This is a genomic window from Chryseobacterium sp. MHB01 (assembly GCF_034651565.1).
In the GTDB taxonomy this organism is placed as follows: Bacteria; Bacteroidota; Bacteroidia; order Flavobacteriales; family Weeksellaceae; genus Chryseobacterium; species Chryseobacterium nepalense.
Genome location: NZ_JAYEDA010000014.1, coordinates 1 through 22,158, shown reverse-complemented (window position 1 = coordinate 22,158; position 22,158 = coordinate 1). Strand labels below are relative to the sequence as shown.

Sequence of the window (22,158 nt, the reverse complement as noted above, 5' to 3'; positions counted from 1 at the left end):
TTGTATCTTTGCCAACTCAAAATCAAAAAGATGCGTACAAAATCTGTAGGGAAGAAGAAAATCAATGTGGTAACGCTTGGATGTTCCAAGAATGTTTATGACTCTGAAGTTTTGATGAGCCAGCTGAAAGCCAATGGAAAAGAAGTTGTTCATGAAGACAAAGGAGATATTGTGGTCATCAATACCTGCGGATTTATAGATAATGCCAAAGAGGAATCCATCAATACAATTCTTGATTATGTTGAAGCTAAAAACAGGGGCGAAGTAGAAAAAGTATTTGTTACAGGATGTCTTTCGGAACGATACAAACCGGATCTTATAAGAGAAATTCCTGATGTAGACCAGTATTTCGGAACGAGAGATCTTCCGATTTTGCTTAAACATCTTGGCGCAGATTACAAACATGAGCTTGTAGGAGAGCGTTTAACAACGACTCCAAAACATTATGCCTATCTTAAAATTTCCGAAGGCTGCGACAGACCATGTTCCTTCTGTGCGATTCCTCTGATGAGAGGAGGCCACATTTCCACGCCAATCGAAAAGTTGGTTTCAGAAGCTCAAAAGCTTGCTAAAAAGGGAACAAAAGAATTGATTCTTATTGCCCAGGATCTTACTTATTATGGATTGGATATCTATAAAAAAAGGGCGCTTGGCGATTTATTAAAAGAATTGGTAAAGGTAGATGGGATTGATTGGATTCGACTTCACTATGCTTTTCCAAGCGGTTTCCCGGAAGATGTTCTTGATATTATAAGAGAAGAACCGAAGGTCTGCAACTATATTGATATTCCGCTTCAGCATATCAACTCGGAGCTGCTGAAATCCATGAAAAGAGGAACTACCCATGAAAAGACAGATGCACTTTTAGCAAAATTCAGAGAGAAGGTTCCGGATATGGCCATCCGTACAACCCTTATCGTAGGATATCCGGGAGAAACGGAAGAGATTTTCCAGGAATTAAAAGATTGGGTGAGAGAGCAGAAATTTGACAGGTTAGGATGCTTTACTTATTCTCACGAAGAAAATACCGGTGCTTATGTACTGGAAGATAATATTCCGCAGGAAGTTAAAGAAGCCAGAGTGGAAGAGATCATGGAAATCCAGTCTCAGATTTCCTGGGAAAAGAATCAGGAAAAAATAGGACAGGTATATCGCTGTATTTTTGACCGTAAAGAAGGAAATTATTTCATAGGAAGAACGGAATATGATTCTCCGGATGTAGACAATACCGTTCTGGTATCTGCAGAAGACACCTATATTTCCATTGGCGAATTTGCGAATGTAAAAATTACTTCTGCTGAAGAATTTGATCTTTACGGAGTGTTGGTATAATAATAAACATATAATCTAAACTAATGAAACAACCTTTGTAAGGTTGTTTTTATTTTTTAAATAAAAAAGTAAAGAAATTTACATGAAATACAAATGTTTAATATGTTGGTAATTAGCGTTTTGTGTTTTTAAATTTTATTTTTCCGCAGTCTTTTAGTTAAATTCGTTAACTTTTTAACTGTTTTTTTAACGTTTTTTAACAATATGGTTTTAGTTGTTGATAATCAGTAATTTAAAACATAAATTAACATTTGTTTTAGTTTTTATTAACATCCGTTAACATATAAAATAGGCTCGTTAAAAGATTCCTGATACATTTGCCTCGTCAAACAAATAAAAGTTCAAAATGATGAAAAGATTAATTCTCGTAATCATAATGATGATTTCAACCCTTGGTGTTTATTCATTCAAAATGAATGCCATAGATGCGAAAAAAACAAGTTATGCATCGTACTACCACGATAAATTTAACGGTAGAAAAACGGCCAGCGGAGAGATTTTCGATAATGCAAAATTTACTGCAGCCAACAGAACGCTTCCTTTTGGAACAAACATTAAGGTAACCAACCTGAATAATGGTAAAGAGGTAATTGTGAAAATTAATGATAGAGGACCTTACCATTCGTCAAGAGCTTTAGATATGTCTAAAGCTGCGTTCGATGAAATCGGAGATACCGACCGCGGTACGATTCCGGTGGAATATGAAATTGTCGATTAATTTTATGATTTAAATTAAAAAGCCAACTTTCGCAGTTGGCTTTTTTCTTTTATAATGCAATACTATAAACTGATTTCCACAAGTGCAGGACAATGATCGGAATGCACTGCTTCCTTTAATATAACAGCTCTCGTAAGCTTATCTTTTAAAGTATAGGAAGTAAAATTATAATCCAGCCTCCAGCCTTTATTTCGCTCTCTTGAATTTTGCCGGTAGCTCCACCATGTGTAATGATCAGGTTCATTGTTAAAAAACCTGAAGCTGTCAATCAGCTCGCATTCATTGATGAAATTCGTCATCCATTCTCTTTCCATTGGTAAGAAGCCGGAAACATTCTTTAATCCGATTGGATTGTGAATGTCAATCGCTTCATGACAGATATTAAAATCGCCTGAAATAATAAGGTTGGGAATTTCCTTCTTTAAATTTTTAATATACTCTAAAAAGTCATAGCAGAACTGCATTTTAAAATCCAGCCTTTCGATATTGGAAGCAGACGGAACATAAACGGAAATTGCAGAAAACCCGTCAAAATCAGCACGGATTATCCTTCCTTCGTTATCATAGCTTTCAATACCGCAGCCGTATTCCACGTGATTGGGCTTTATTTTAGAAGCTATTCCAACCCCGCTGTAGCCTTTTTTAACAGCCGAATGCCAGTAACTGTGATAACCCAGCTTTTCGAGGCTTTCGATATCAATCTGATCGTTTCCCGCTTTGCTTTCCTGAATACAGATGATGTCAGGATCCGCAGATTTCAGCCATCCTAAAAAATCTTTGGTGAAAGCAGCCCGTATTCCATTAACGTTATAAGTAATTAATCTCAAAATTTAATTTTTTTCAAAAATACAAAGTCTTTATGGTCTTAAAATAGTTTCGGGCGGAAAAATCTTCGATTTTTCCGCCCGAAACATGATATTGATAAAGCCATTGGCAAACTGCCAAAACCATCTGCTATTTAGGTTCCAGAATGCTGATCGGGATAATGCACTCTTCCAGTGAAATTCCTCCGTGCTGATAAGTCTCTTTGTAATAATTCACAAAATGATTGTAATTTTTAGGATAGGCAAGGAAGATATTATTCTTGGCAAAAATATACTTTGAGCTTAAATTTCCTTTTGGTAAAAATAATTTTTCAGGATTGGTAATAGCCCATACATCACTGCTGTCGTATGTTAAGCTTTTTCCTGTCTTATAACGGATGTTGGTTGAAGTTTCTCTGTCACCTACTACCTTGCTTGGTTTTTTAACGTAAACCGTTCCGTGGTCTGTGGTTATCACAAGTTTAAATCCGTTTTCAGCTGCAACTTTAATAATTTTCATTAATGAAGAATTTTCAAACCAGTTTAAAGTAAGTGATCGGAAAGTCTTATCATCACGGATCAATTGATCAACAATATGGTTGTCTGTTTTCGCATGAGAAAGAATATCAATGAAATTATACACGATCACTAAAAGGTCATTGTTTTTATGCTGGTTAAAATCATCATAAATCTTTCGCTCAAAATCTGCATTCAGGACTTTAAGGTATTTCATGGACTTGGAGCCAAGGCCAATCCTTTTCATCTGATCTTCTAGGAAATCACGCTCATATTCATTTTTATTTCCTTCTTCGTTATCGTTAAACCATTTATCCGGGAAACGTTTTTCAATTTCTGAAGGCATAAGCCCTGCAAAAAATGAATTTCTCGCATATTGGGTCGCCGTAGGAAGAATACTGTAATAATAGTCCTCAGAAATCTTGTTGTAATATTTAGTGAATAACGGCTCAATTACTTTCCACTGATCATAACGCAGATTGTCGACCATCAACAGCAGAACTTTTTCCTTTTCTACTTCAGGCTTTACTTTTTCTTTAAAAAGTGTATGGCTCATGATCGGTTTGTCAGAATCGTGGAGCCAGTCTTCGTAGTTGTTTTCGATAAACTTGGCAAACTGGATATTCGCTTCTTCTTTCTGCGATTGTAAAAGATCCGCAAATTCATTGTCTGTAACCTTATCGAATTTAATTTCCCAATTTAAAATTTTCTTATAATATTCTGCCCATTCCTGATAGGTTCTCAGGTAAGAGAGTTCCATCGAAAGATTCCTGAATTCCTGCTGGTACTGAAGAATCGTCTTCTGTTCCACAAGATTGTCCTGTTGAAGATTTTTCTTTAAAGAAAGCAAAATCTGGTTGGGATTCACTGGTTTGAGAATATAATCTGCAATCTGTGATCCGATGGCCTCCTCCATAATGTGTTCTTCTTCACTTTTGGTTACCATTACTATTTTTAAGGAATTATCTTTATCCTTAATCATAGGGATAGCTTCAAGTCCGGAGATTCCGGGCATATTTTCATCAATTAGCGTTAATGCGAATTTTTCAGAATCCATCAGCTCCAAAGCCTCATTAACATTGTTTACAGGGGTTACCTGATAGCCCTTTTTTTCAAGGAATACAATGTGAGGTTTAAGGAGATCAATTTCATCATCTATCCATAATATCTTTTCCGACATAAATTTATTTTTTTACATGGTTATTGTATCAAATTGCCGACCAACTAACATTAAAATCTGCCAAAATGAACATGTGTAAAGTTAAATATAAGTTAATGAAAACTGCAATATTTCCGGATAATAATTATTCAGGAATTTCGGTCCGATTTTTTAATAATGTTTTAAACCATGTTCAATTTTAAAATCCTTAAATTTGTTTCTAAATTCAGACGTTTTCCATGCAGAATAAACTCAAAATCATTAATGATCCGGTTCACGGTTTTATCAGAATCCCACACGAAATCTTATTTGATATTATTGAGCATCCTTATTTTCAGCGGTTAAGAAGAATCGGGCAAACGGGCCTTCTGAATCTTATTTTTCCGGGAGCAACGCATACAAGATTTCATCATGCACTGGGAGCGATGCATCTCATGTTCACAGCACTTGAAACATTGAAACAAAAAGGTGTGAAAATATCAGAAAATGAAGAAAAAGGAGCAATGCTGGCGATTTTAATGCACGATATCGGTCACGGCCCTTTCTCTCATGCTTTAGAGAGTATGCTGATGGACGACTGGCATCACGAGACGCTGTCACTGCTGTTGATGAATCGACTGAATGTTGAGTTTGAAGGAGCGCTTTCCTGCGCTATTGAGATGTTTCAGGGAAGATATCACCGGAAATTTTTCAATCAGCTGATTTCTTCGCAGTTGGATGTAGACAGGCTTGATTATCTGAAACGCGACAGCTTTTTTACAGGAGTTTCGGAAGGCAGTATCAATACCCAGCGCATCATTTCCATGATGAATGTTTGTGAGGAGGGAGAATTGGTAATTGATGCAAAAGGAGTATATTCTATAGAAAATTTTTTAACAGCCAGAATGTTCATGTACTGGCAGGTATATTATCATAAAACATCGGCGCTTGCTGAATTTTTACTGGTGAAAATTCTGGAGCGCGCCAAATATCTTGTTTCTCAGGGAATAGATCTTCCTGCCGGAGATAATCTCAAATATTTCCTTTATCGTGAAAAAAGTGCAGCTACTGATGAAGACGTAAAACGATTTACTCAGCTGGACGATAATGATATTATTCATGCAATGAAACTGTGGCAGAATGCAGAAGATCATATATTGTCATATTGGTGCAAATGTATCATACAGAGGAACCTTCCCAGAACAATTATCTCATCACATCCTTTTGAACAGGAATTCATTAAAGAAAAAATAAAAAAAACCAATGATTTTTTCGGAATTGATAATGGAGAAGAGCTTGTTCATGAAATTAAAAGAAAACTTCTGCCTTATGATACAGAAAAACAGCCTATTTATCTCCTTCAGAAAAGCGGAAAAAAAATAAGACTTGAAGAGTCGGAAGATCAGCTTTTATCAGGACTTATGATAAATAAGACCCAACGCTATATTCTCATGTATCCAAGGGATATTTAAAATACATTTTCTTAAATATTATTAAAATTTTACTTTCCGAAAACCAAAAAATGTTTGCGAATTATAGAATTTCTTATCTTTGCAGAATATGGAATTTACAGCTTCGCAAATTGCAAGTTTTATTGACGGAAAAATAATAGGTGACGAAAGTGCACTTATTACTGGAGTTTCACCTATTGAAAGCGGGGAAACAGGACATCTTTCTTTTATAGCACAAGATAGATTTACGCATTATTTAGATACCTCAAAGTGCTCCGTTATCATTGTTTCAGAAAGTCTTATTACAAAAGATTCTTATAATTCTACCATTATATCGGTGAAAGATGCCTATCTTTCTTTTCAGATACTCATGAACCTTTATCAGGAAATGCAGGGAAAAAAAGAAGGTATAGAGAATGGCTCTTCAATCCATGAAACGGCAGTAATCGGTGATAAAGCCTATATCGGGGCTTTTACCTATGTTTCAGAGAAAGCAAAAATAGGGGAAGGATCTCAGATCTACCCTCATGTTTATATAGGGAAGGGGGTAAAAATCGGTAAAAACTGCAAAATAGACAGCGGCGCCAGAATTTATGACTACTGCATCATCGGGGACAACTGTGTGATTCACTCCAATACGGTAATAGGTGGAGATGGATTTGGTTTCCAGCCGACACCTGAAGGATTTAAAAAAATTCCGCAGTTGGGGAATGTAATCATTGAAGATGATGTGGAAATAGGATCAAACTGTAGTATTGACCGCGCAACCATCGGATCTACCGTTATAGGAAAAGGTACAAAAATAGATAACCTGATTCAGATCGCACATAATGTTAAGATCGGTAAAAATAATGTAATTGCGGCACAGGCCGGTATTGCAGGCTCTACAACCATTGGCGACTGGAACCAGATCGGCGGCCAGGTAGGTATCGTAGGTCATATTAAAATAGGAAGTCAGGTGAAAATTCAGGCGCAGAGTGGCGTAAATTCCAGCGTTAATGATAAAGAAACGTTGTACGGCTCACCGGCAATTAATTATAATGATTATCTGAGAAACTACATTCATTTCAGAAACTTTACTGAAATTGTTAATAGAATAAAAAATCTTGAGAATAACTCAAAAGATTAAACTAATGAGTGATATGCAAAAAACGCTTCAGCAAGAAGTAACACTTTCCGGGATCGGACTTCATACTGGTAAAGAAGTAAAACTGACCATGAAACCTGCCAAAGAAAATACAGGTTTTGTTTTTGTAAGAACAGACCTTGAAGGACATCCGCAGGTAGAAGCAGATGTTAATTATGTAGTAGCTACGGAAAGAGGGACAACATTAGAAAAATTAGGTGTTAAAATTACGACTTGCGAGCATCTTTTAGCCGCATTGGTAGGTTGTGATATCGATAATGCGATTCTTGAAATGGATGCTTCGGAACCTCCGATTCTCGATGGATCTTCAAAGTATTTTGTTGAAGCGATTGAAAGTGTTGGTGTAGTTGAACAGAATATTGCAAGAGAATATCTTGTTGTAAAAGAAGTGCTTACATACAGTGATCCTGCTACGGGATCTGAAATTACCATTATCCCTTCTGATACCTACGAAGTGACAACTATGGTAGACTTTGGGACTAAGGTTCTGGGGACACAAAATGCCACTCTTAAAAATATTTCAGAATTTAAAGATGAGATTTCCTCAGCAAGAACATTCAGTTTCTTACATGAGCTGGAGATGCTGTTGGATCACGGTCTTATCAAAGGAGGTGATATATCAAACGCTATTGTATATGTAGATAAGGATCTTACGCCGGAAACCACAGAAAAGCTTAAAAAAGCCTTCGGTAAGGATAATGTTTCAATAAGACCAAACGGAATTCTTGACAATTTAAATTTAAATTATCCTAATGAAGCTGCAAGACACAAATTACTGGATGTGATTGGGGATCTGGCTTTGGCAGGAGTAAAAATAAAAGGAAAAGTTATTGCCAACAAACCGGGACATTATGTAAATACCCAGTTTGCGAAAAAACTTAACCGCCAGTGGAAACTGCAGAAAAAGAAAAATGTTCCGGACTTTGATCTTACCAAAGAACCGGTTTTTGACATCAACGGAATCATGAGGCTGATGCCGCACAGACCACCGTTTTTGCTGATTGATAAAATTCTTGAACTTTCAGATTCCCATGTTGTAGGGCTGAAAAATGTAACGATGAACGAACCATTCTTCGTAGGACATTTTCCAAAAGAGCCTGTAATGCCGGGCGTTTTACAGGTGGAAGCATTGGCACAGACAGGAGGTATTCTTGTATTGGCAAGTGTTCCAGATCCTGAAAATTACTCTACCTATTTCATAAAAATTGATAAAGTAAAATTCAAAAGAAAAGTAGTGCCGGGAGATACCATTATTTTCAAGATTGAATTGATCGAGCCGATCAGAAGAGGAATCGTCCACATGCAGGGCTACGGATATGTAGGGGATGCGGTTGCCGTAGAAGCAGAATTAATGGCTCAAGTTGCAAAAAATAAAGTTGATTAAATGATTCATCAATTAGCAGCCGTAGATAAGCGTGCGAAAATCAGCAAAAATGTAATCGTAGAACCTTTCACTACCATTGCAGGGGACGTAGAAATAGGAGAAGGAACATGGATTGGTCCCAATGTTACCATCATGGATGGAGCAAGAATTGGTAAAAACTGCAGAATTTTCCCGGGAACCGTAATTTCAGCAATTCCTCAGGATTTGAAATTTGATGGTGAAGATACTCAGGTTATCATCGGGGATGAAACCACCATCAGAGAATGTGTTACCGTAAACCGAGGGACAAAAGCACTCGGATATACTAAAATCGGGACCAACTGTCTCATCATGGCAACATCGCATATTGCACATGACTGTGTGATAGGAGATCACGTTATCATTGTAAACGGTTGCGGGATCGCCGGACATGTAGAAATTGGTGATTATACCGTAATGGGGGGATTATCCGCAGTGCATCAGTTTGGGAAAATCGGAAAACATGTAATGATTTCCGGAGGTACACTGGTAAGAAAAGATATTCCACCTTATGTAAAAGTTGCGAGAGAGCCGATGTCTTATGCAGGAATCAATTCTGTAGGATTAAGAAGAAGAGGATTTACTAATGAGAAGATATTTGAAATCCAGAAAATCTACAGAGCTATTTTCCAGATGAAAATGAATGTTTCCCAGGCGATTTCACATATTGAAAAAGAAATGCTTCCTACTGCAGAGAGAGATGAGATCCTTCAGTTCATCCAAAACTCTCCGAGAGGAATCGTAAAAGGCTACGGAACCGGAAAAGAGTAATCAGCAAAATTAAAATATGAAAATTTTAATCTTTTTTATCATGCTTTCAGCGACTTCTGTGTTTGGACAGCAAACGGAAGGATTAAAAACTCAGAAAACAACAAAGAATTCCATCCTGGAAAGAAAACTTCCCGAGAAGTCTCAAGACAGCCTCGCCAGAAGTAATTTTAAATCTATCCTGAAAAAGGATAATTCAAGCTCCGTTTTTGGAACGGCGAATCCTTATAATTCGGAAGTTCAGATGAATGTGAACCGTTTGCAGAATAATGTAAACACTTTTAATAACAATACATTCAACAGAATGATACCGCAGGGGGAGGGAATACAATTTAACAAAAGAAAATAATTATATACAAAATTAATGGCAACAAGTAACGATATCAGAAAAGGGCTTTGTATTGAGTACAGCAACGATATTTATAAAGTTATCGAATTTCTTCACGTAAAACCGGGAAAAGGTCCTGCTTTCGTTAGAACAAAGTTAAAATCTGTAACCAACGGAAAAGTAATTGATAATACTTTCTCTGCAGGTCACAAAATCGACGAAGTAAAAGTAATCACCAGAAAATATCAGTATCTTTATGATGATGAGAACGGATTCCACTTCATGAATAATGACGATTTTTCTCAGCTTTACCTGAATAAGGAAATGATTGAAAATTCAAACCTTATGAAAGCCGGTGAAGAAGTTACTATCATTCTTAAAGAAGCAGATGAAACACCTTTATCTGCAGAATTACCACAGTCTGTTTACCTTGAAGTAGTAGAGGCTGATCCTGGAGTAAAAGGTAATACAGCAACCAATGCTCTTAAAAACGCTATCGTTGAAACAGGAGCAAGAGTAATGGTTCCTTTATTTATTGAGCCGGGAGACAAAATTAAAGTAAGTACGGAAGACGGTTCTTACTTAGAAAGAGTTAAAGAATAATTTTAATACAATTTACAGAAATTCGGAATGTGAAAGCAGACCGAATTTTTGTTTATAAAAGTCTCAAATAGTCCCAAAAGGAAGATTTATAAAATCGGATATAAGTCCGATAATATTTGACATATTTTGATAAAATTTAAACCTCATTAAAAATATGAAGTTTCATCAGCCACAAAAACTTAGAACAATTGCTGATATTATCGGAGCTAAATTCATAGGTCCTGAAGATTTTGAAGTACTGGGAACAAACGAAATTCATATGGTAAAACCAGGTGATATTGTTTTTGTAAACCATCCGAAATATTATGACAAAGCCCTGAATTCCGCAGCTACCATTATTCTTATTGATAAAGAAGTGGAATGTCCTGAAGGAAAAGCTCTTTTGGTTTCTGAAGACCCTTTCAGGGATTTTAATAAGATCAATACCCATTTTACAAGAATTTATAACTTCACGGAAGAGCTTCATGATGTTGAAATTGGTGAAGGAACGCATATTCATCGTTCGGCAGTCATAGGAAACAATGTTAAAATAGGAAAAAACACCCTTATCTTCCCGAATGTTGTGATTGGCGACAGAACAGTCATCGGCGACAATGTTGTCATTCAGTCGAATACGGTTTTAGGTGGTGATGCATTCTATTACAGAAAACTGGACGGTAACTTTGATCGTTTAATCTCTGTTGGAAATGTAGTCATTGAAAGTAACGTTGAAATTGGAAACGGATGTACAATTGACAGAGGTGTGACGGATTCTACGGTTATCGGTGAAGGTTCTGTTTTAGATAACCAGATCCAGATAGGACATGATACGGTAATCGGTAAAAGATGCCTTATTGCTTCCCAGACGGGAATTGCAGGATGCTGTATCATTGAAGATGAAGTAACCATCTGGGGGCAGGTGGGGATCGCATCTGGTCTCAGAATAGAAAAAGGGACCGTTTTACTCGCAAAAGCCGGAGTGAACAGAGATTTAACTAAAGGAACATACTTCGGTTTCCTTGCAGAAGACTTCAGAACCTATCTGAAAAAAGAGGTTAAACTGAGAAATCTCAAATAAACAAATTGTTTAGATTTATCTTTAATCAAAGAAATTTAATTAAATTTGTGTGCATTTAAAAATTAATAAATAAATTAAATAAATAATAAAATGTCAATTTTAGTAAACAAAGATTCTAAAGTAATTGTACAAGGATTTACGGGGAATGAAGGTACTTTCCACGCAAGCCAGATGATCGAATACGGAACCAACGTTGTAGGTGGTGTTACTCCGGGAAAAGGAGGAAGCGAGCACCTTGGGAAACCTGTATTCAATACTGTAGCTGATGCTGTGGCAAAAGCCGGAGCAAACGTGAGTATCATTTTCGTACCCCCTGCATTTGCTGCTGATGCCATTATGGAAGCTGCCGAAGCGGGCATTAAAGTAATTGTATGTATTACCGAAGGTATTCCTGTAGCAGATATGGTGAAAGTAAAATCTTATATTGCCGACAGAGACTGCAGATTAATCGGTCCGAACTGCCCGGGAATCATTACTTCTGAAGAAGCTAAAATTGGTATTATGCCAGGTTTCGTTTTCAAAAAAGGTAAAGTAGGTATCGTTTCAAAATCCGGTACGCTTACTTATGAAGCAGCAGATCAGGTAGTAAGAGCCGGTTTTGGTATTTCTACAGCGATTGGTATCGGTGGAGATCCTATTATCGGAACTACGACCAGAGAAGCTTTGGAATTATTCATCAATGATCCTGAAACGGAAGCAGTTGTAATGATCGGAGAAATCGGTGGGGGTCTTGAAGCAGAAGCAGCAAGATGGTACAAAGCCAGCGGTTCTACAAAGCCGGTAGTAGGTTTCATTGCAGGACAAACTGCTCCTAAAGGAAGAACAATGGGACATGCAGGTGCTATCGTTGGTGGCGCTGAAGACACAGCCCAGGCAAAGATGGAGATCATGAGAGAAAACGGTATCAATGTAGTAGATTCCCCTGCTGATATTGGTGTTACCGTGGCTAAGGTTTTAGCATAATTTAAAAAATATACACAATGAAAAAATTTTTATTATCCTCCGCCTTGTTATTGTCGGTGATGTCTTTCGCACAAATAGACTTCAGCAGTACAAGATTTGGGGTGTCTGCCGGAGGTAATCTTTCGGCAGTAAAAAATGCTCACAATCCCTCAGGAAGAAGACTTACGGTACAGGCAGGATTTCTTGCTCTGATTCCTGTAGGCAGCACTAATCAGTTTTTCCTTCAGCCTGAAATACAATATTTCGGGGCAGGAGAAACAGGAAAAGATAAAGATTTTAAAGGTAAAGATGGTTATGATGCTGTCTATGCCAATAATTATCTTAGTGTACCAATCAGTTTTAAGGCCTATTTCTCCGAGGCAGAATCAGAATTCTTCGGATTGATAGGACCAAGATTTAATTTTTTGATAGACCAGCGGACAAAAAACGCTCCCGTATCAAGACCTTATTACGACCCGGATGTTACGGTATCGTCTTTGCCTAATGTCAATGGAAAAGCGAATAGCTTTAACCTTGGAATCGGCTTTGGAGTGGGCTACAGCTATAAAAGACAACTGGAAGTAGCTGCAAGATATGATTTTGGACTTTCCAATACGTATCCCGGTCTTGATTATGAACCGCAGGGAACTACTAAAAATAAATCTGAACAGGTTCTCAGTATAAGTCTGAACTATATTTTTAGATAAAAATTATGTAATTCAAGCATAAAAAATCCCGAACTTTACTTCGGGATTTTTATTCTAACTCTATCTATATTCATTATCCTTTAATCCATTTCCAGAGCTCTTTTAAGGTCGCTTTATTTCCATACATCAGGATACCCACCCTATATATTTTTCCGGCTAAAAAAATCATAAAAATAGTAGTTCCCAAGAGTAGGGCGATTGATAAAGCAATCTGCCATGCAGGAACTCCAAAAGGTATTCTTGCAATCATGGCGACAGGAGAAGTGAAAGGAATAATGGACAGCCAGAAGCCCAGCGGACCATCCGGATTATTCATTAAAGAAAAACTGCCGTACATGCCCAGCATTAAAGGAAGAATGGCAAAAAGTGTGAATTGCTGTGTTTCCGTCTCATTGTCTACCGCAGATCCAATCGCTGCATATATGGAACTGTAAAAAATGTATCCCAAAAGGAAAAACACGATAAATACAAAAATGATCAGCGGAAAATTAAGCTCCAGCAAACTGTGGGAAACCTGGGTGGCAATCTGTGTAACATCTAACTTATTAGCCAGTTCTTCATTTCCTCCGGGGATGTTTTTCTGAATCGATGAAAATCCTGTATTCAGAACCAGAGCACCAATTACAGACATAGTGATCCAGACAACAAACTGTGTTAAGGCTACAAGCGTAACGCCTAATATTTTCCCCATCATCAGCTCAAAAGGTTTAACTGAAGAAATGATTATTTCCACCACACGGTTATTTTTTTCTTCCAGCACGCTACGCATTACCCTTACTCCGTAAATAATGATAAACATGAAAGTGACATACATCAGAAGGATGCTCAACCCGCTTTTTACCCCAAACGCAAGATCAGAATCTTCCTTATTGTTTTCAGAAACATTAATCGTTTTAAGGGTAAAGCTTTTATCAAGATTGATGAGCTGGATTTCTGCAATACCTAATTGCTTTATTTTTTCTTTTTTAATAACTTCATTAATGTCAGAAACAATTTTTTGCTTGGTATCAAAGCCTATTTTATTATTAATAACAAGCCTTGTGTTTTTCTGAAGATCATCGAAGTTCTTATTTTTAAGTTTCGGTAATACTAAGATACCATCTAATGATTCGTTACCTTTTAGATTGTTAATTTTCGACTTTTCATCTGCTGCCGAAACAAAAATGTATTTCAGCTGGTCTGAAGATTTCAGCTTATGGGTAAATAATCCACTTTTATCAACAACTTCAATAACGCTGTGAGACTCATTAGCTTTGAACATAAGACCGATAACCGCTCCGAATGCAACAAGGAGAATAGGCGCCAGAATCGTCAGTATAATGAAGGATTTTTTCTTAACCTGCGTCAGAAATTCCCTTTTTGTAATTAAAAAAATATTATTCATAATTAAATATTGCTGCTTACTGCATTAATAAAAACTTCATTCATACTCGGGATCTTCTCTTCAAACGAACGCACTTTTCCTATATGTACCAGTTCAAGGAGAATATCATTTTGATTCGTTTCGTTTTTAAGATCAAAGGAAATAAGATTGTTTTCATTTACAATATTGAAAAGATCATATTTTCTTTTAAAATTATCAAACTGAATATCCTGTACTTCCGAAAGTGTAATCCCAAAAATATTTTTTTTGAATTTTTCCCTCACATCAAATACTCTTCCGTCAATAATTTTTTTAGAGTTATTAATAAGCGCAACATAATCACACATTTCTTCCACGCTTTCCATACGGTGTGTTGAAAGAATTATTGTGGTGCCATTGTTTTTAAGATCAATAATCTGGTCCTTAATAAGATTGGCATTCACAGGATCAAAACCCGAGAAAGGTTCGTCCAGAATCAATAAATTAGGTCTGTGAAGAACAGTAACCACAAACTGTATCTTTTGTGCCATACCTTTGGAAAGCTCAGACAGTTTCTTTTTCCACCACTGATCGATATGCAGCTTATCAAACCATTTCTTTGCTTCGTTCAAAGCGTCATTTTTAGTCATGCCCTTAAGTTCCCCAAAGTAAAGAAGCTGATCTCCTACGGTCATGTTTTTATAAAGCCCTCTTTCTTCAGGCATGTAGCCGATATCTTTAATATGATCCGGATTGAGTTTTTGTCCATTGATCATAATGTCTCCGGAATCTGCCTGGGTAATCTGGTTGATAATGCGGATAAATGAAGTTTTTCCGGCTCCGTTCGGTCCTAAAAGACCATACACGCTTCCTTTCGGAACATGGATGCTGAAATCGTCCAATGCTACTTTTTTGCCCGCATTGTAAGTCTTTCTGATATGTTCAGCTTTTAGCATTAAATTGTTTTTACTGATTAGTATGAAAAAGTTCCGAAAGTTACGGAATTATTGAAAACAGATTAATCTAAAAGAAAAAATCCTGATGATTATCAGGATTTAATTATTGTTTTACGATTTGTGTAACCTTCATGGTGTTGTCGCTCAATATGTAGCGGATCAAATATTTTCCGGGTTTTAATTTTTCAATATTAATTTCCCCCGAATTCATATTTACAGCATAATTGGCAACCTGAGTTCCCAAAATGGAATAGAAGGTCACACTTTTAATTTTAAGATTAGAGTCCTTCGCCTTTATAATCAGAAAGTCCTTAGCAGGATTCGGATAGGCTACAAGGACACCATCATCAGCTTTCTGAGAAAATGCTGAAGGCTCCTTTATCTGAGCTTTTGCATTATTGGAAAATCCAACAAAAGCGCCTAAAAAGATAAATAAAAGTAAAAGTTTTTTCATCAAATTACAATTTCTATAAATATATTAAAACAAAAGTAAACAATTCTACAATCTCCTGCAATACTTTTTTGTTTAAGTTGTAGTAAATTTGCATTAAATTTCATTCAAAAAGTATTCCAAATGATACATTCAAGAAATAGAAGACTGAGAGTAAATGAATCTGTCAGAAGTCTGGTAAGAGAATGCTCCCTTACTACAAGTGATTTCGTAATGCCAATCTTCGTAATGGAGGGCGAGAATAAAGAAGAACCAATTGCGTCAATGCCGGGGATTTTCAGGCGAAGCATTGATCTGACAGTGAAAGAATGTAAGGAATTATTTTCTTTGGGAGTAAAAGCAGTCAATCTGTATATGAAAGTTTCGGATGATCTTAAGGATAATACCGGAAAAGAAGCATGGAACAAGAACGGATTAATGCAGAACACGATCAGAGCGATAAAAGATGCTGTTCCCGAAATGGTAGTGATGCCCGATGTAGCACTTGATCCCTACTCAATTTACGGACACGACGGGATCATTGAAAATGGTAAAATTGTGAATGATGCAACCAATGATGCTTTGGCAAGAATGTCTGTCTCTCATGCAGAAGCCGGAGCAGATATTGTGGCACCGAGCGATATGATGGACGGAAGAGTTCAGGTGATCCGCGAAGCGTTGGAAGAGAGCGGATTTACCGATGTGGGGATTTTAAGTTATGCGGCAAAATATGCGAGCTCATTTTACGGACCTTTCAGAAGTGCTTTAGACAGTGCGCCGAAAGATAATATGGAAATTCCGAAAGATAAAAAAACATACCAGATGGATTTTCATAATTCACGTGAAGCATTGAACGAAGTTTTCAAGGATATTGAAGAAGGCGCAGATATTATCATGATTAAACCGGGACTTCCATACTTGGATATCGTCTCTAAAGTTCGTGAAGCTATTGATCTTCCGATAGCGGTATATAATGTAAGTGGTGAATATGCAATGGTAAAAGCTGCTGCACAGAACGGCTGGCTGGACAATGATAAAACCATTGTAGAAAGTCTTACCTGCTTTAAAAGAGCGGGAGCAGATATGATCTTTACCTATTTTGCGAAAGAAGCGGCAATGATTTTAAACAGATAATTCCATCAGTGATAATTACTAAAAAACACCTCAACTGAGGTGTTTTTTTTATCCGAAACAAGCCTTGTAAAAAGGTGATCCCGGAACAATGGGATTTGCTCCGCCATTATCATTCACACAAATATTCGTTGGACACAAATACCAGCCTGCCGGGCAATTTCCGTTAGCGTCAGGAGGTCTTATGTTTCCTCCGTTCACATTCATCAATTCTTTTCTAGATAATTTTTTCATGATAAATATAATTTGGTAGAGCTAAATTAATGATTTTTTTCACATGTTGTTGATAAAAGTTTAGAATATAAAATTTTTATTTAATGAATTCAGTTATTTAAAAAGTATTCACGTACCATGTTCTATCAGCAAATTATAATTTAAATAATCTCAGAAAGAGGTTATTAAAATATGCTAAAACTTTGTTGCAATCACAGCAATCTTAAAATTGAATTCAAAAAAACTTTATCTTTGCCCTTATGATTTTACGAGGAGAAAACTTAATCAAAGAATACGGTCCGAAAAAAGTTGTAAAAGGCGTATCTGTACAGGTTCAGCAGGGAGAGATTGTTGGATTGCTCGGTCCGAACGGAGCCGGAAAAACCACATCTTTTTACATGATTGTAGGATTGGTTAAGCCTACTTCGGGAAAAATTTTTCTAGACAAACAGGAAATCACAACGGATGCGATGTATCGCAGGGCCCAAAAAGGTATCGGATACCTTGCACAGGAAGCTTCTGTCTTCCGAAAACTCTCTGTGGAAGAAAATATTATGGGAGTTTTGCAGCTGACAAAACTTTCAAAACGTGAACAGCAGATCAAATGTGACGAGCTGATTGAAGAATTTTCGTTACAGCATGTCCGCAAAAACAGGGGAGATCTTCTGTCCGGAGGGGAGAGGCGTAGAACGGAAATTGCGCGGTGTCTTGCCACGGATCCGAGTTTTATCCTTCTGGACGAACCTTTTGCCGGAGTAGACCCAATTGCTGTTGAAGACATCCAAAAAATCGTAAGAAGCCTGGTAGATAAAAATATCGGAATCCTTATTACCGACCATAATGTACAGCAGACGCTGGCTATTACGAATAAGACTTACATTATGTTTGAAGGACGAATCCTGAAAGAAGGTCTTCCGGAAGATCTTGCCAATGATCCGCAGGTACGGGAAGCGTATTTGGGAGAAAACTTCGTTTATCAGAGTATTTTGGATAAGCCCAAAAAGAAAAGTTATGCCTATAATATCTGGGCCGGAAACTTCGATTCTAAGGCACAGCTGCAGGAATTTGTGACTCAGAATTTCGCACAATTCGATGATCTGAGGTTAATGTACGGTTTTGAAGATATCAGTTTCGCATCATTAGGAAATTCGGAGATTCAGCATATTTTCAATGATGTAGTGGATAAAACGGCCAATAATGCTTTTGTATTTCAGAAAAAAGAAATCAATTCCCAATACTCACTGGAACAGGCGGAGGCCGAATCTAAAGCTGCGAGCAGAGAGGAACTGCATTATCTGACAACTTACATGTTCGAAAATTAATTAAAGCAATTATTTGCTGAAAAATAGAATAAAACGTACCTTTTTCATTGTAAAACGGTACGTTTTCAATTAAAAGAATTTGTATGGCAAAACCATTCAACAGAACGTTAACCTTATTCGGAATTTATAAACAGCTGGTTCCCTTTATCAGGCCATACCGTCTGATGATTTACGGGACCTTGTTTCTTACATTTTTGGGAGCGCTTGCTGCCCAGGTAAATCCTTTGGTACTCAAATACACCGTAGATGAAGTCACAAAGCTTACCCGTCTTCCGCATCCGATGTCGGAAGGAATTCATGTGCTGGTGGTAATCTCGGTAATTTTATTAGGGAAAGAACTTGTGAATATTTTTATCAATTTCGGACAGAAATTTTACGGTGAAAAAATAAGGATTAATGTAAGCTCGGTGTTGGCTCAATCAGCCATCGACAAGATTCTTACCTATCGTGTTGCTTACTTTAATGATGAAAATCACGAATCGGGAAAGCTGCAGATCAGGATAGACAGGGGAATTGAAAGTTTAACCAGACTGGTTCAAAACTTTTTCATTGATATGCTGCCTCTTTTTTCAAATGCAATTATCGCTCTAATTATCATGTACTTGCAGAATATGTACGTCGGAATAGTTTCTACGATTATTGTTCCCATTTATTTTTATATCAGTTCTTTACAGGCGAAAAAACTGAGTGGTGTAAGGAGAACATTGAGAAACCAGCGTGAGCAGAAAACTTCGGGATTATTAAATCTGATTAATTCCATCATGGTTATTAAAAGTTTTGTAAGAGAAAAATTTGAAGGTAAAAAGCAATATGATCTTCAGATGCAGCTTATGGAAAGCCAGATGTTTACCCGGAAAACGAATTTTATTTATGACGGATTAAAAACTTTTATCGAACAGTTTGGTGTGGTCCTGATTATCCTTTTAACTGTTTACTTAGTGCTGGATCAGCAGATGACCATCGGAGCGATCATGCTGCATATTATGCTTTTTAATAACGTTTCGGCACCCATTCGCCAGCTTCACAGGATTTATGACGATATGAACGATGCCATGATTTATGCTGAAGGGTATTTCGATATATTAAATGCTGACAATGAGAAAGAACCCAATGGAAATTTCGTTGAAAAAGACATCAAAGGAAATTTTGAACTGAAAAATATCAATTTTACTTACCCAAACGGAACCCAGGCTTTATATGATGTTTCCATGAAAATCGAAAATGGAAAAACAACGGCATTGGTGGGTCTCAGTGGAGCCGGAAAATCTACCATTATCAACCTTTTATGTAAATTTTATCTTCCCGATTCAGGAGAAATTCTTTTGGATGGAGTTGATTTAAATAATTTTGACAATACTTTTCTTAGAAATGATCTTGGCTTGGTACTGCAGAAAAACCATATTTTCCAGGGAAGCATTGAAGACAATATCCGGTATGGCAATATGGATGCAACATTTCGGGAAATTGAAGAGGCCGCCAAAAAAGCATATCTCCATGAGCAGATTCTGGATTTACCCAACGGTTATAATCACGATGCTACCCAGCTTTCCGGAGGACAGCAGCAGAGAATTGCCATTGCCAGACTATTCTTAAAAGATCCGCCGATTATTTTCCTTGATGAACCCACAGCAAGTCTTGATGCCATTGCAACAGAACAAATTAAAAATTCTCTGGATGCTATAAAAGAAGGCAGAACGGTAATTATCATTTCGCATTCTTTATCACAGATTTTAGATTCGGATAAAATATATGTCATGAAAAGAGGAAGGGTAGTGGAAAGCGGAACCCACGATGAATTGGTACAGATTAACGGAACTTACCGCGAAATTTTCGATGCTTCCGCAAGAAGTTTAAATCTGGATAAACTGGTTAATAGTTTTAAAGATAATTAGATGTTTAATAATTAAAAAGTAAAAAGTAAAAAGTGAAAAGTGAAAAGTATTTTTGTTAACTTCCAACTTCCAACTTCCAACTTCTCACCCCTAATTACCCATGAATGATCATTATCTCAAAAAACTTGACCGGGTAACCGCAATTCTTACCCAATTACAGTCGAAACCGGTTGTAAGAGCGCACGATTTGGCGGCGAAATTCGATGTAAGTGTAAGAACGATTTACCGGGATATCAAAACATTGGAAAATGCCGGGATTCCCATTATCGGAGAAGCAGGAAGCGGCTATTCTTTAATGGATGGTTATAAACTTCCGCCCGTAATGTTTACCAAAGAAGAAGTGCTGAGTTTCATCACGGCTGAAAAGCTGATGCAGAAATTTTCCCATCAGAGCCTGGGAAATCACTACAGAACAGCCATGGAAAAAGTGCGCTCTGTTTTGAAATATTCAGATAAAAACCTCATTCAGAATATTGAAAAACAGATTGATATCTTTAATTATTATCCTGAAACAGAAGATCATATTAAAGATATTCTTCCGATAGTTTTGGAAAGTATTGCTGAAAAACGACAGCTTACCATGGAATATAAAACGATTGACGGTAGCGTTTCGATGAGGACTATTGAAGCGGTAGGCGTTTTCTTTGAGTTTAACTATTGGTATATTATGGCTTTCTGTACGTTGAGGAACGATTTCAGACAATTCAGGGTCGACAGGATTTTACAGATCTTTAAAACCCAGAATCCTTTTCTTCAGGAATATGGACAGATCAATGACTACAGGCAAAATGGAAACGGAAATAAGACCATCGTAAAACTTCTGGTTGAAAAAAAGATCATCAACCATCTTTCCAACTCCAAAAAATATTACGGACTCATCGATGAAAAAGAAACCGATCTGGGGATGGAACTTACCTTTGAAACCGAATGGATTACAGACGGATTTCCACGCTGGCTCATCACTTTTGCAGATTATGCGACCATCCTGGAACCGGAAATTCTCAAAACCAGACTGGCCGAGCTTATTGAAAATATTGCCGTAAAACACCAAAAAACCTCAGCCAATAGTTGATGCTGAGGTTATTGCAAAATTTAATAATAGAATTGTAAGATTTTAAACAAACGATGTTCTATATGTATTGTTAATCAATACCCGTAATCTGTAGAGAGGCATCAGAAAGCTTAAAATCTCTCCCAAAAAAAAGGCGGTTCCATTCCAAGTGCTCTCAGATAAACGTAGCCTTGTCCGCGGTGATGGATTTCATTGTCTACGAAATACAGAATATTCTGGTAAACAGGAAATTCGTATTGTCCGAATAAATTAAATGTCTCCTGGAAACGCTCTTCCGAAATCTGCGCGAAATAACGGTTGATCACTTCTGTTTCCTCATCCCATTTCTTCAGCAACTCTGCTTTTGTTGTAGGATTAAAGCCTTCTTCATTGTAGCCGTCCATGTTTTTCTCTACAATTCCTTTTAAAGCAGGACCGCCGATACTGATGAGTTCAACCACAAGTTTTGCAAAAGGTCTCATTCCGCCAATGGAAAATTCAAAAAGCTCTTTTTCTGGGAAGGCCTCAATTACTCTTCTTGTAAGATTGCTGTGTCCCTGCCAATGTTCAAGTAGCTGTCCGGAGGTCATGAATTGTTTGGTGTTAATTGCTGTAGTTGTCATAATTTAATTTGTTTGTTATTGTTGATACAAAGATAAAACCGGTTGATGACAACAGTTTGTCAGTAGGAATTTCAGTATTGAAAATTTTTTAATTGTCTAAAATATTCTGCAGGTTTTTTGCGTTACAATTATGTATTATGCAATGTTAGGTAAATAATAATTTGAGAAGTGATCGGTCGCAGGGCCGGTCATTTATTTTAATTCGTAAAAGTGGAACTTTTAAGAACAATTTGATATCTACAAGCCGTTGATTATTTTATTTGAAGCTTTTCCTGCTCTCCGCACT

General features: G+C 37.0%; 21 protein-coding genes and 1 pseudogene. 15 read left to right on the top strand and 7 right to left on the bottom strand.

The window, feature by feature from the left end; genetic code table 11:
• The first annotated feature begins 30 nt into the window (after positions 1 to 30).
• Positions 31 to 1,332, top strand: coding sequence for a 30S ribosomal protein S12 methylthiotransferase RimO (rimO, locus tag U9K52_RS18125; protein WP_322927659.1), 1,302 nt, complete (start codon positions 31 to 33; stop codon positions 1,330 to 1,332).
• 346 nt (positions 1,333 to 1,678) lie between these two features.
• Positions 1,679 to 2,050 carry a septal ring lytic transglycosylase RlpA family protein gene (locus U9K52_RS18120; protein WP_072885186.1) on the top strand — a complete coding sequence of 124 codons (372 nt, stop codon included), beginning with the start codon at positions 1,679 to 1,681 and terminating at the stop codon, positions 2,048 to 2,050.
• A 62-nt stretch (positions 2,051 to 2,112) separates the two neighbouring features.
• On the opposite strand, the gene U9K52_RS18115 is transcribed toward U9K52_RS18120, so the two are convergent.
• Both U9K52_RS18115 and U9K52_RS18110 read right to left on the bottom strand, forming a co-directional pair.
• Positions 2,113 to 2,877 carry an exodeoxyribonuclease III gene (locus U9K52_RS18115; protein ID WP_248391376.1) on the bottom strand — a complete coding sequence of 255 codons (765 nt, stop codon included), beginning with the start codon at positions 2,875 to 2,877 and terminating at the stop codon, positions 2,113 to 2,115.
• A 127-nt stretch (positions 2,878 to 3,004) separates the two neighbouring features.
• Positions 3,005 to 4,549 (bottom strand): PglZ domain-containing protein, encoded by a 1,545-nt coding sequence (locus U9K52_RS18110; RefSeq protein ID WP_312172377.1) that lies wholly within the window; start codon positions 4,547 to 4,549, stop codon positions 3,005 to 3,007.
• 218 nt (positions 4,550 to 4,767) lie between these two features.
• Here U9K52_RS18110 and U9K52_RS18105 point away from each other — a divergent pair, with 218 nt between their 5' ends.
• From U9K52_RS18105 to U9K52_RS18065, 9 genes are all read left to right on the top strand, one after another.
• Positions 4,768 to 5,979 (top strand): HD domain-containing protein, encoded by a 1,212-nt coding sequence (locus U9K52_RS18105; protein ID WP_322927657.1) that lies wholly within the window; start codon positions 4,768 to 4,770, stop codon positions 5,977 to 5,979.
• Positions 5,980 to 6,067: 88 nt separating this feature from the next.
• Positions 6,068 to 7,087, top strand: coding sequence for a UDP-3-O-(3-hydroxymyristoyl)glucosamine N-acyltransferase (lpxD, locus tag U9K52_RS18100; RefSeq protein ID WP_248391382.1), 1,020 nt, complete (start codon positions 6,068 to 6,070; stop codon positions 7,085 to 7,087).
• Between the two features lie 4 nt (positions 7,088 to 7,091).
• A complete protein-coding gene (locus tag U9K52_RS18095) occupies positions 7,092 to 8,489 on the top strand; it encodes a bifunctional UDP-3-O-[3-hydroxymyristoyl] N-acetylglucosamine deacetylase/3-hydroxyacyl-ACP dehydratase (RefSeq protein ID WP_072885190.1) in 1,398 nt (465 codons plus the stop codon).
• Positions 8,490 to 9,278, top strand: coding sequence for an acyl-ACP--UDP-N-acetylglucosamine O-acyltransferase (gene lpxA / locus U9K52_RS18090; RefSeq protein ID WP_248391384.1), 789 nt, complete (start codon positions 8,490 to 8,492; stop codon positions 9,276 to 9,278).
• Between the two features lie 16 nt (positions 9,279 to 9,294).
• Positions 9,295 to 9,624, top strand: a complete 330-nt coding sequence (locus tag U9K52_RS18085; protein ID WP_248391386.1) for a hypothetical protein — start codon at positions 9,295 to 9,297, stop codon at positions 9,622 to 9,624.
• A gap of 15 nt (positions 9,625 to 9,639) precedes the next feature.
• Entirely contained in the window at positions 9,640 to 10,206 is a 567-nt protein-coding gene (gene efp, locus U9K52_RS18080; protein ID WP_027379799.1) for an elongation factor P, read from the top strand.
• 154 nt (positions 10,207 to 10,360) lie between these two features.
• On the top strand, positions 10,361 to 11,263 hold the full coding sequence (locus tag U9K52_RS18075) for an LpxD N-terminal domain-containing protein (protein ID WP_248391388.1): 903 nt from the start codon (positions 10,361 to 10,363) through the stop codon (positions 11,261 to 11,263).
• Between the two features lie 90 nt (positions 11,264 to 11,353).
• Positions 11,354 to 12,226, top strand: coding sequence for a succinate--CoA ligase subunit alpha (gene sucD, locus U9K52_RS18070; protein ID WP_029294782.1), 873 nt, complete (start codon positions 11,354 to 11,356; stop codon positions 12,224 to 12,226).
• A 17-nt stretch (positions 12,227 to 12,243) separates the two neighbouring features.
• Positions 12,244 to 12,912, top strand: coding sequence for a porin family protein (locus U9K52_RS18065; protein WP_248391390.1), 669 nt, complete (start codon positions 12,244 to 12,246; stop codon positions 12,910 to 12,912).
• Positions 12,913 to 12,985: 73 nt separating this feature from the next.
• Here U9K52_RS18065 and U9K52_RS18060 read toward each other — a convergent pair whose 3' ends face one another.
• The 3 genes from U9K52_RS18060 to U9K52_RS18050 form a co-directional block, all read right to left on the bottom strand.
• Positions 12,986 to 14,296, bottom strand: coding sequence for an ABC transporter permease (locus U9K52_RS18060; RefSeq protein ID WP_322927653.1), 1,311 nt, complete (start codon positions 14,294 to 14,296; stop codon positions 12,986 to 12,988).
• 2 nt (positions 14,297 to 14,298) lie between these two features.
• Positions 14,299 to 15,210: an ABC transporter ATP-binding protein gene (locus U9K52_RS18055; protein ID WP_248391394.1), complete on the bottom strand. Its 912-nt coding sequence runs from the start codon at positions 15,208 to 15,210 to the stop codon at positions 14,299 to 14,301.
• Positions 15,211 to 15,313: 103 nt separating this feature from the next.
• Positions 15,314 to 15,664, bottom strand: a complete 351-nt coding sequence (locus U9K52_RS18050; protein WP_248391396.1) for a T9SS type A sorting domain-containing protein — start codon at positions 15,662 to 15,664, stop codon at positions 15,314 to 15,316.
• A 120-nt stretch (positions 15,665 to 15,784) separates the two neighbouring features.
• On the opposite strand from U9K52_RS18050, the gene hemB reads away from it, so the two are divergent.
• Positions 15,785 to 16,774: a porphobilinogen synthase gene (gene hemB / locus U9K52_RS18045; protein WP_248391398.1), complete on the top strand. Its 990-nt coding sequence runs from the start codon at positions 15,785 to 15,787 to the stop codon at positions 16,772 to 16,774.
• Between the two features lie 48 nt (positions 16,775 to 16,822).
• Here the strand turns inward: hemB and U9K52_RS18040 are convergent, their stop codons facing one another.
• Positions 16,823 to 17,005: a hypothetical protein gene (locus U9K52_RS18040; protein ID WP_072885197.1), complete on the bottom strand. Its 183-nt coding sequence runs from the start codon at positions 17,003 to 17,005 to the stop codon at positions 16,823 to 16,825.
• Between the two features lie 239 nt (positions 17,006 to 17,244).
• Here U9K52_RS18040 and lptB point away from each other — a divergent pair.
• The 3 genes and pseudogenes from lptB to U9K52_RS18025 all read left to right on the top strand — a co-directional run.
• A pseudogene (lptB, locus tag U9K52_RS18035) lies at positions 17,245 to 17,970 on the top strand (LPS export ABC transporter ATP-binding protein); the annotation flags it as partial.
• Positions 17,971 to 18,470: 500 nt separating this feature from the next.
• The gene (locus U9K52_RS18030; RefSeq protein ID WP_263603833.1) at positions 18,471 to 20,198 is read left to right on the top strand and encodes an ABC transporter ATP-binding protein; all 1,728 of its coding nucleotides are present in this window, start codon (positions 18,471 to 18,473) and stop codon (positions 20,196 to 20,198) included.
• A gap of 100 nt (positions 20,199 to 20,298) precedes the next feature.
• Positions 20,299 to 21,270, top strand: coding sequence for a YafY family protein (locus tag U9K52_RS18025; protein ID WP_322927650.1), 972 nt, complete (start codon positions 20,299 to 20,301; stop codon positions 21,268 to 21,270).
• Positions 21,271 to 21,380: 110 nt separating this feature from the next.
• On the opposite strand, the gene U9K52_RS18020 is transcribed toward U9K52_RS18025, so the two are convergent.
• Positions 21,381 to 21,872, bottom strand: a complete 492-nt coding sequence (locus U9K52_RS18020; RefSeq protein WP_322927649.1) for a DinB family protein — start codon at positions 21,870 to 21,872, stop codon at positions 21,381 to 21,383.
• Positions 21,873 to 22,158 lie beyond the last annotated feature (286 nt).

Bases quoted from the DNA above. Each gene is read 5' to 3' on its own strand.
- hemB (WP_248391398.1), top strand. From the start codon at position 15,785: ATGATACATTCAAGAAATAGAAGACTGAGAGTAAATGAATCTGTCAGA.
- U9K52_RS18075 (WP_248391388.1), top strand. From the start codon at position 10,361: ATGAAGTTTCATCAGCCACAAAAACTTAGAACAATTGCTGATATTATC.
- efp (WP_027379799.1), top strand. From the start codon at position 9,640: ATGGCAACAAGTAACGATATCAGAAAAGGGCTTTGTATTGAGTACAGC.
- U9K52_RS18085 (WP_248391386.1), top strand. From the start codon at position 9,295: ATGAAAATTTTAATCTTTTTTATCATGCTTTCAGCGACTTCTGTGTTT.
- lpxD (WP_248391382.1), top strand. From the start codon at position 6,068: ATGGAATTTACAGCTTCGCAAATTGCAAGTTTTATTGACGGAAAAATA.
- U9K52_RS18055 (WP_248391394.1), bottom strand. From the start codon at position 15,210: ATGCTAAAAGCTGAACATATCAGAAAGACTTACAATGCGGGCAAAAAA.
- sucD (WP_029294782.1), top strand. From the start codon at position 11,354: ATGTCAATTTTAGTAAACAAAGATTCTAAAGTAATTGTACAAGGATTT.
- U9K52_RS18095 (WP_072885190.1), top strand. From the start codon at position 7,092: ATGAGTGATATGCAAAAAACGCTTCAGCAAGAAGTAACACTTTCCGGG.
- lpxA (WP_248391384.1), top strand. From the start codon at position 8,490: ATGATTCATCAATTAGCAGCCGTAGATAAGCGTGCGAAAATCAGCAAA.
- rimO (WP_322927659.1), top strand. From the start codon at position 31: ATGCGTACAAAATCTGTAGGGAAGAAGAAAATCAATGTGGTAACGCTT.
- U9K52_RS18040 (WP_072885197.1), bottom strand. From the start codon at position 17,005: ATGAAAAAATTATCTAGAAAAGAATTGATGAATGTGAACGGAGGAAAC.
- U9K52_RS18120 (WP_072885186.1), top strand. From the start codon at position 1,679: ATGATGAAAAGATTAATTCTCGTAATCATAATGATGATTTCAACCCTT.
- U9K52_RS18020 (WP_322927649.1), bottom strand. From the start codon at position 21,872: ATGACAACTACAGCAATTAACACCAAACAATTCATGACCTCCGGACAG.
- U9K52_RS18105 (WP_322927657.1), top strand. From the start codon at position 4,768: ATGCAGAATAAACTCAAAATCATTAATGATCCGGTTCACGGTTTTATC.
- U9K52_RS18065 (WP_248391390.1), top strand. From the start codon at position 12,244: ATGAAAAAATTTTTATTATCCTCCGCCTTGTTATTGTCGGTGATGTCT.
- U9K52_RS18030 (WP_263603833.1), top strand. From the start codon at position 18,471: ATGATTTACGGGACCTTGTTTCTTACATTTTTGGGAGCGCTTGCTGCC.
- U9K52_RS18050 (WP_248391396.1), bottom strand. From the start codon at position 15,664: ATGAAAAAACTTTTACTTTTATTTATCTTTTTAGGCGCTTTTGTTGGA.
- U9K52_RS18060 (WP_322927653.1), bottom strand. From the start codon at position 14,296: ATGAATAATATTTTTTTAATTACAAAAAGGGAATTTCTGACGCAGGTT.
- U9K52_RS18110 (WP_312172377.1), bottom strand. From the start codon at position 4,549: ATGTCGGAAAAGATATTATGGATAGATGATGAAATTGATCTCCTTAAA.
- U9K52_RS18025 (WP_322927650.1), top strand. From the start codon at position 20,299: ATGAATGATCATTATCTCAAAAAACTTGACCGGGTAACCGCAATTCTT.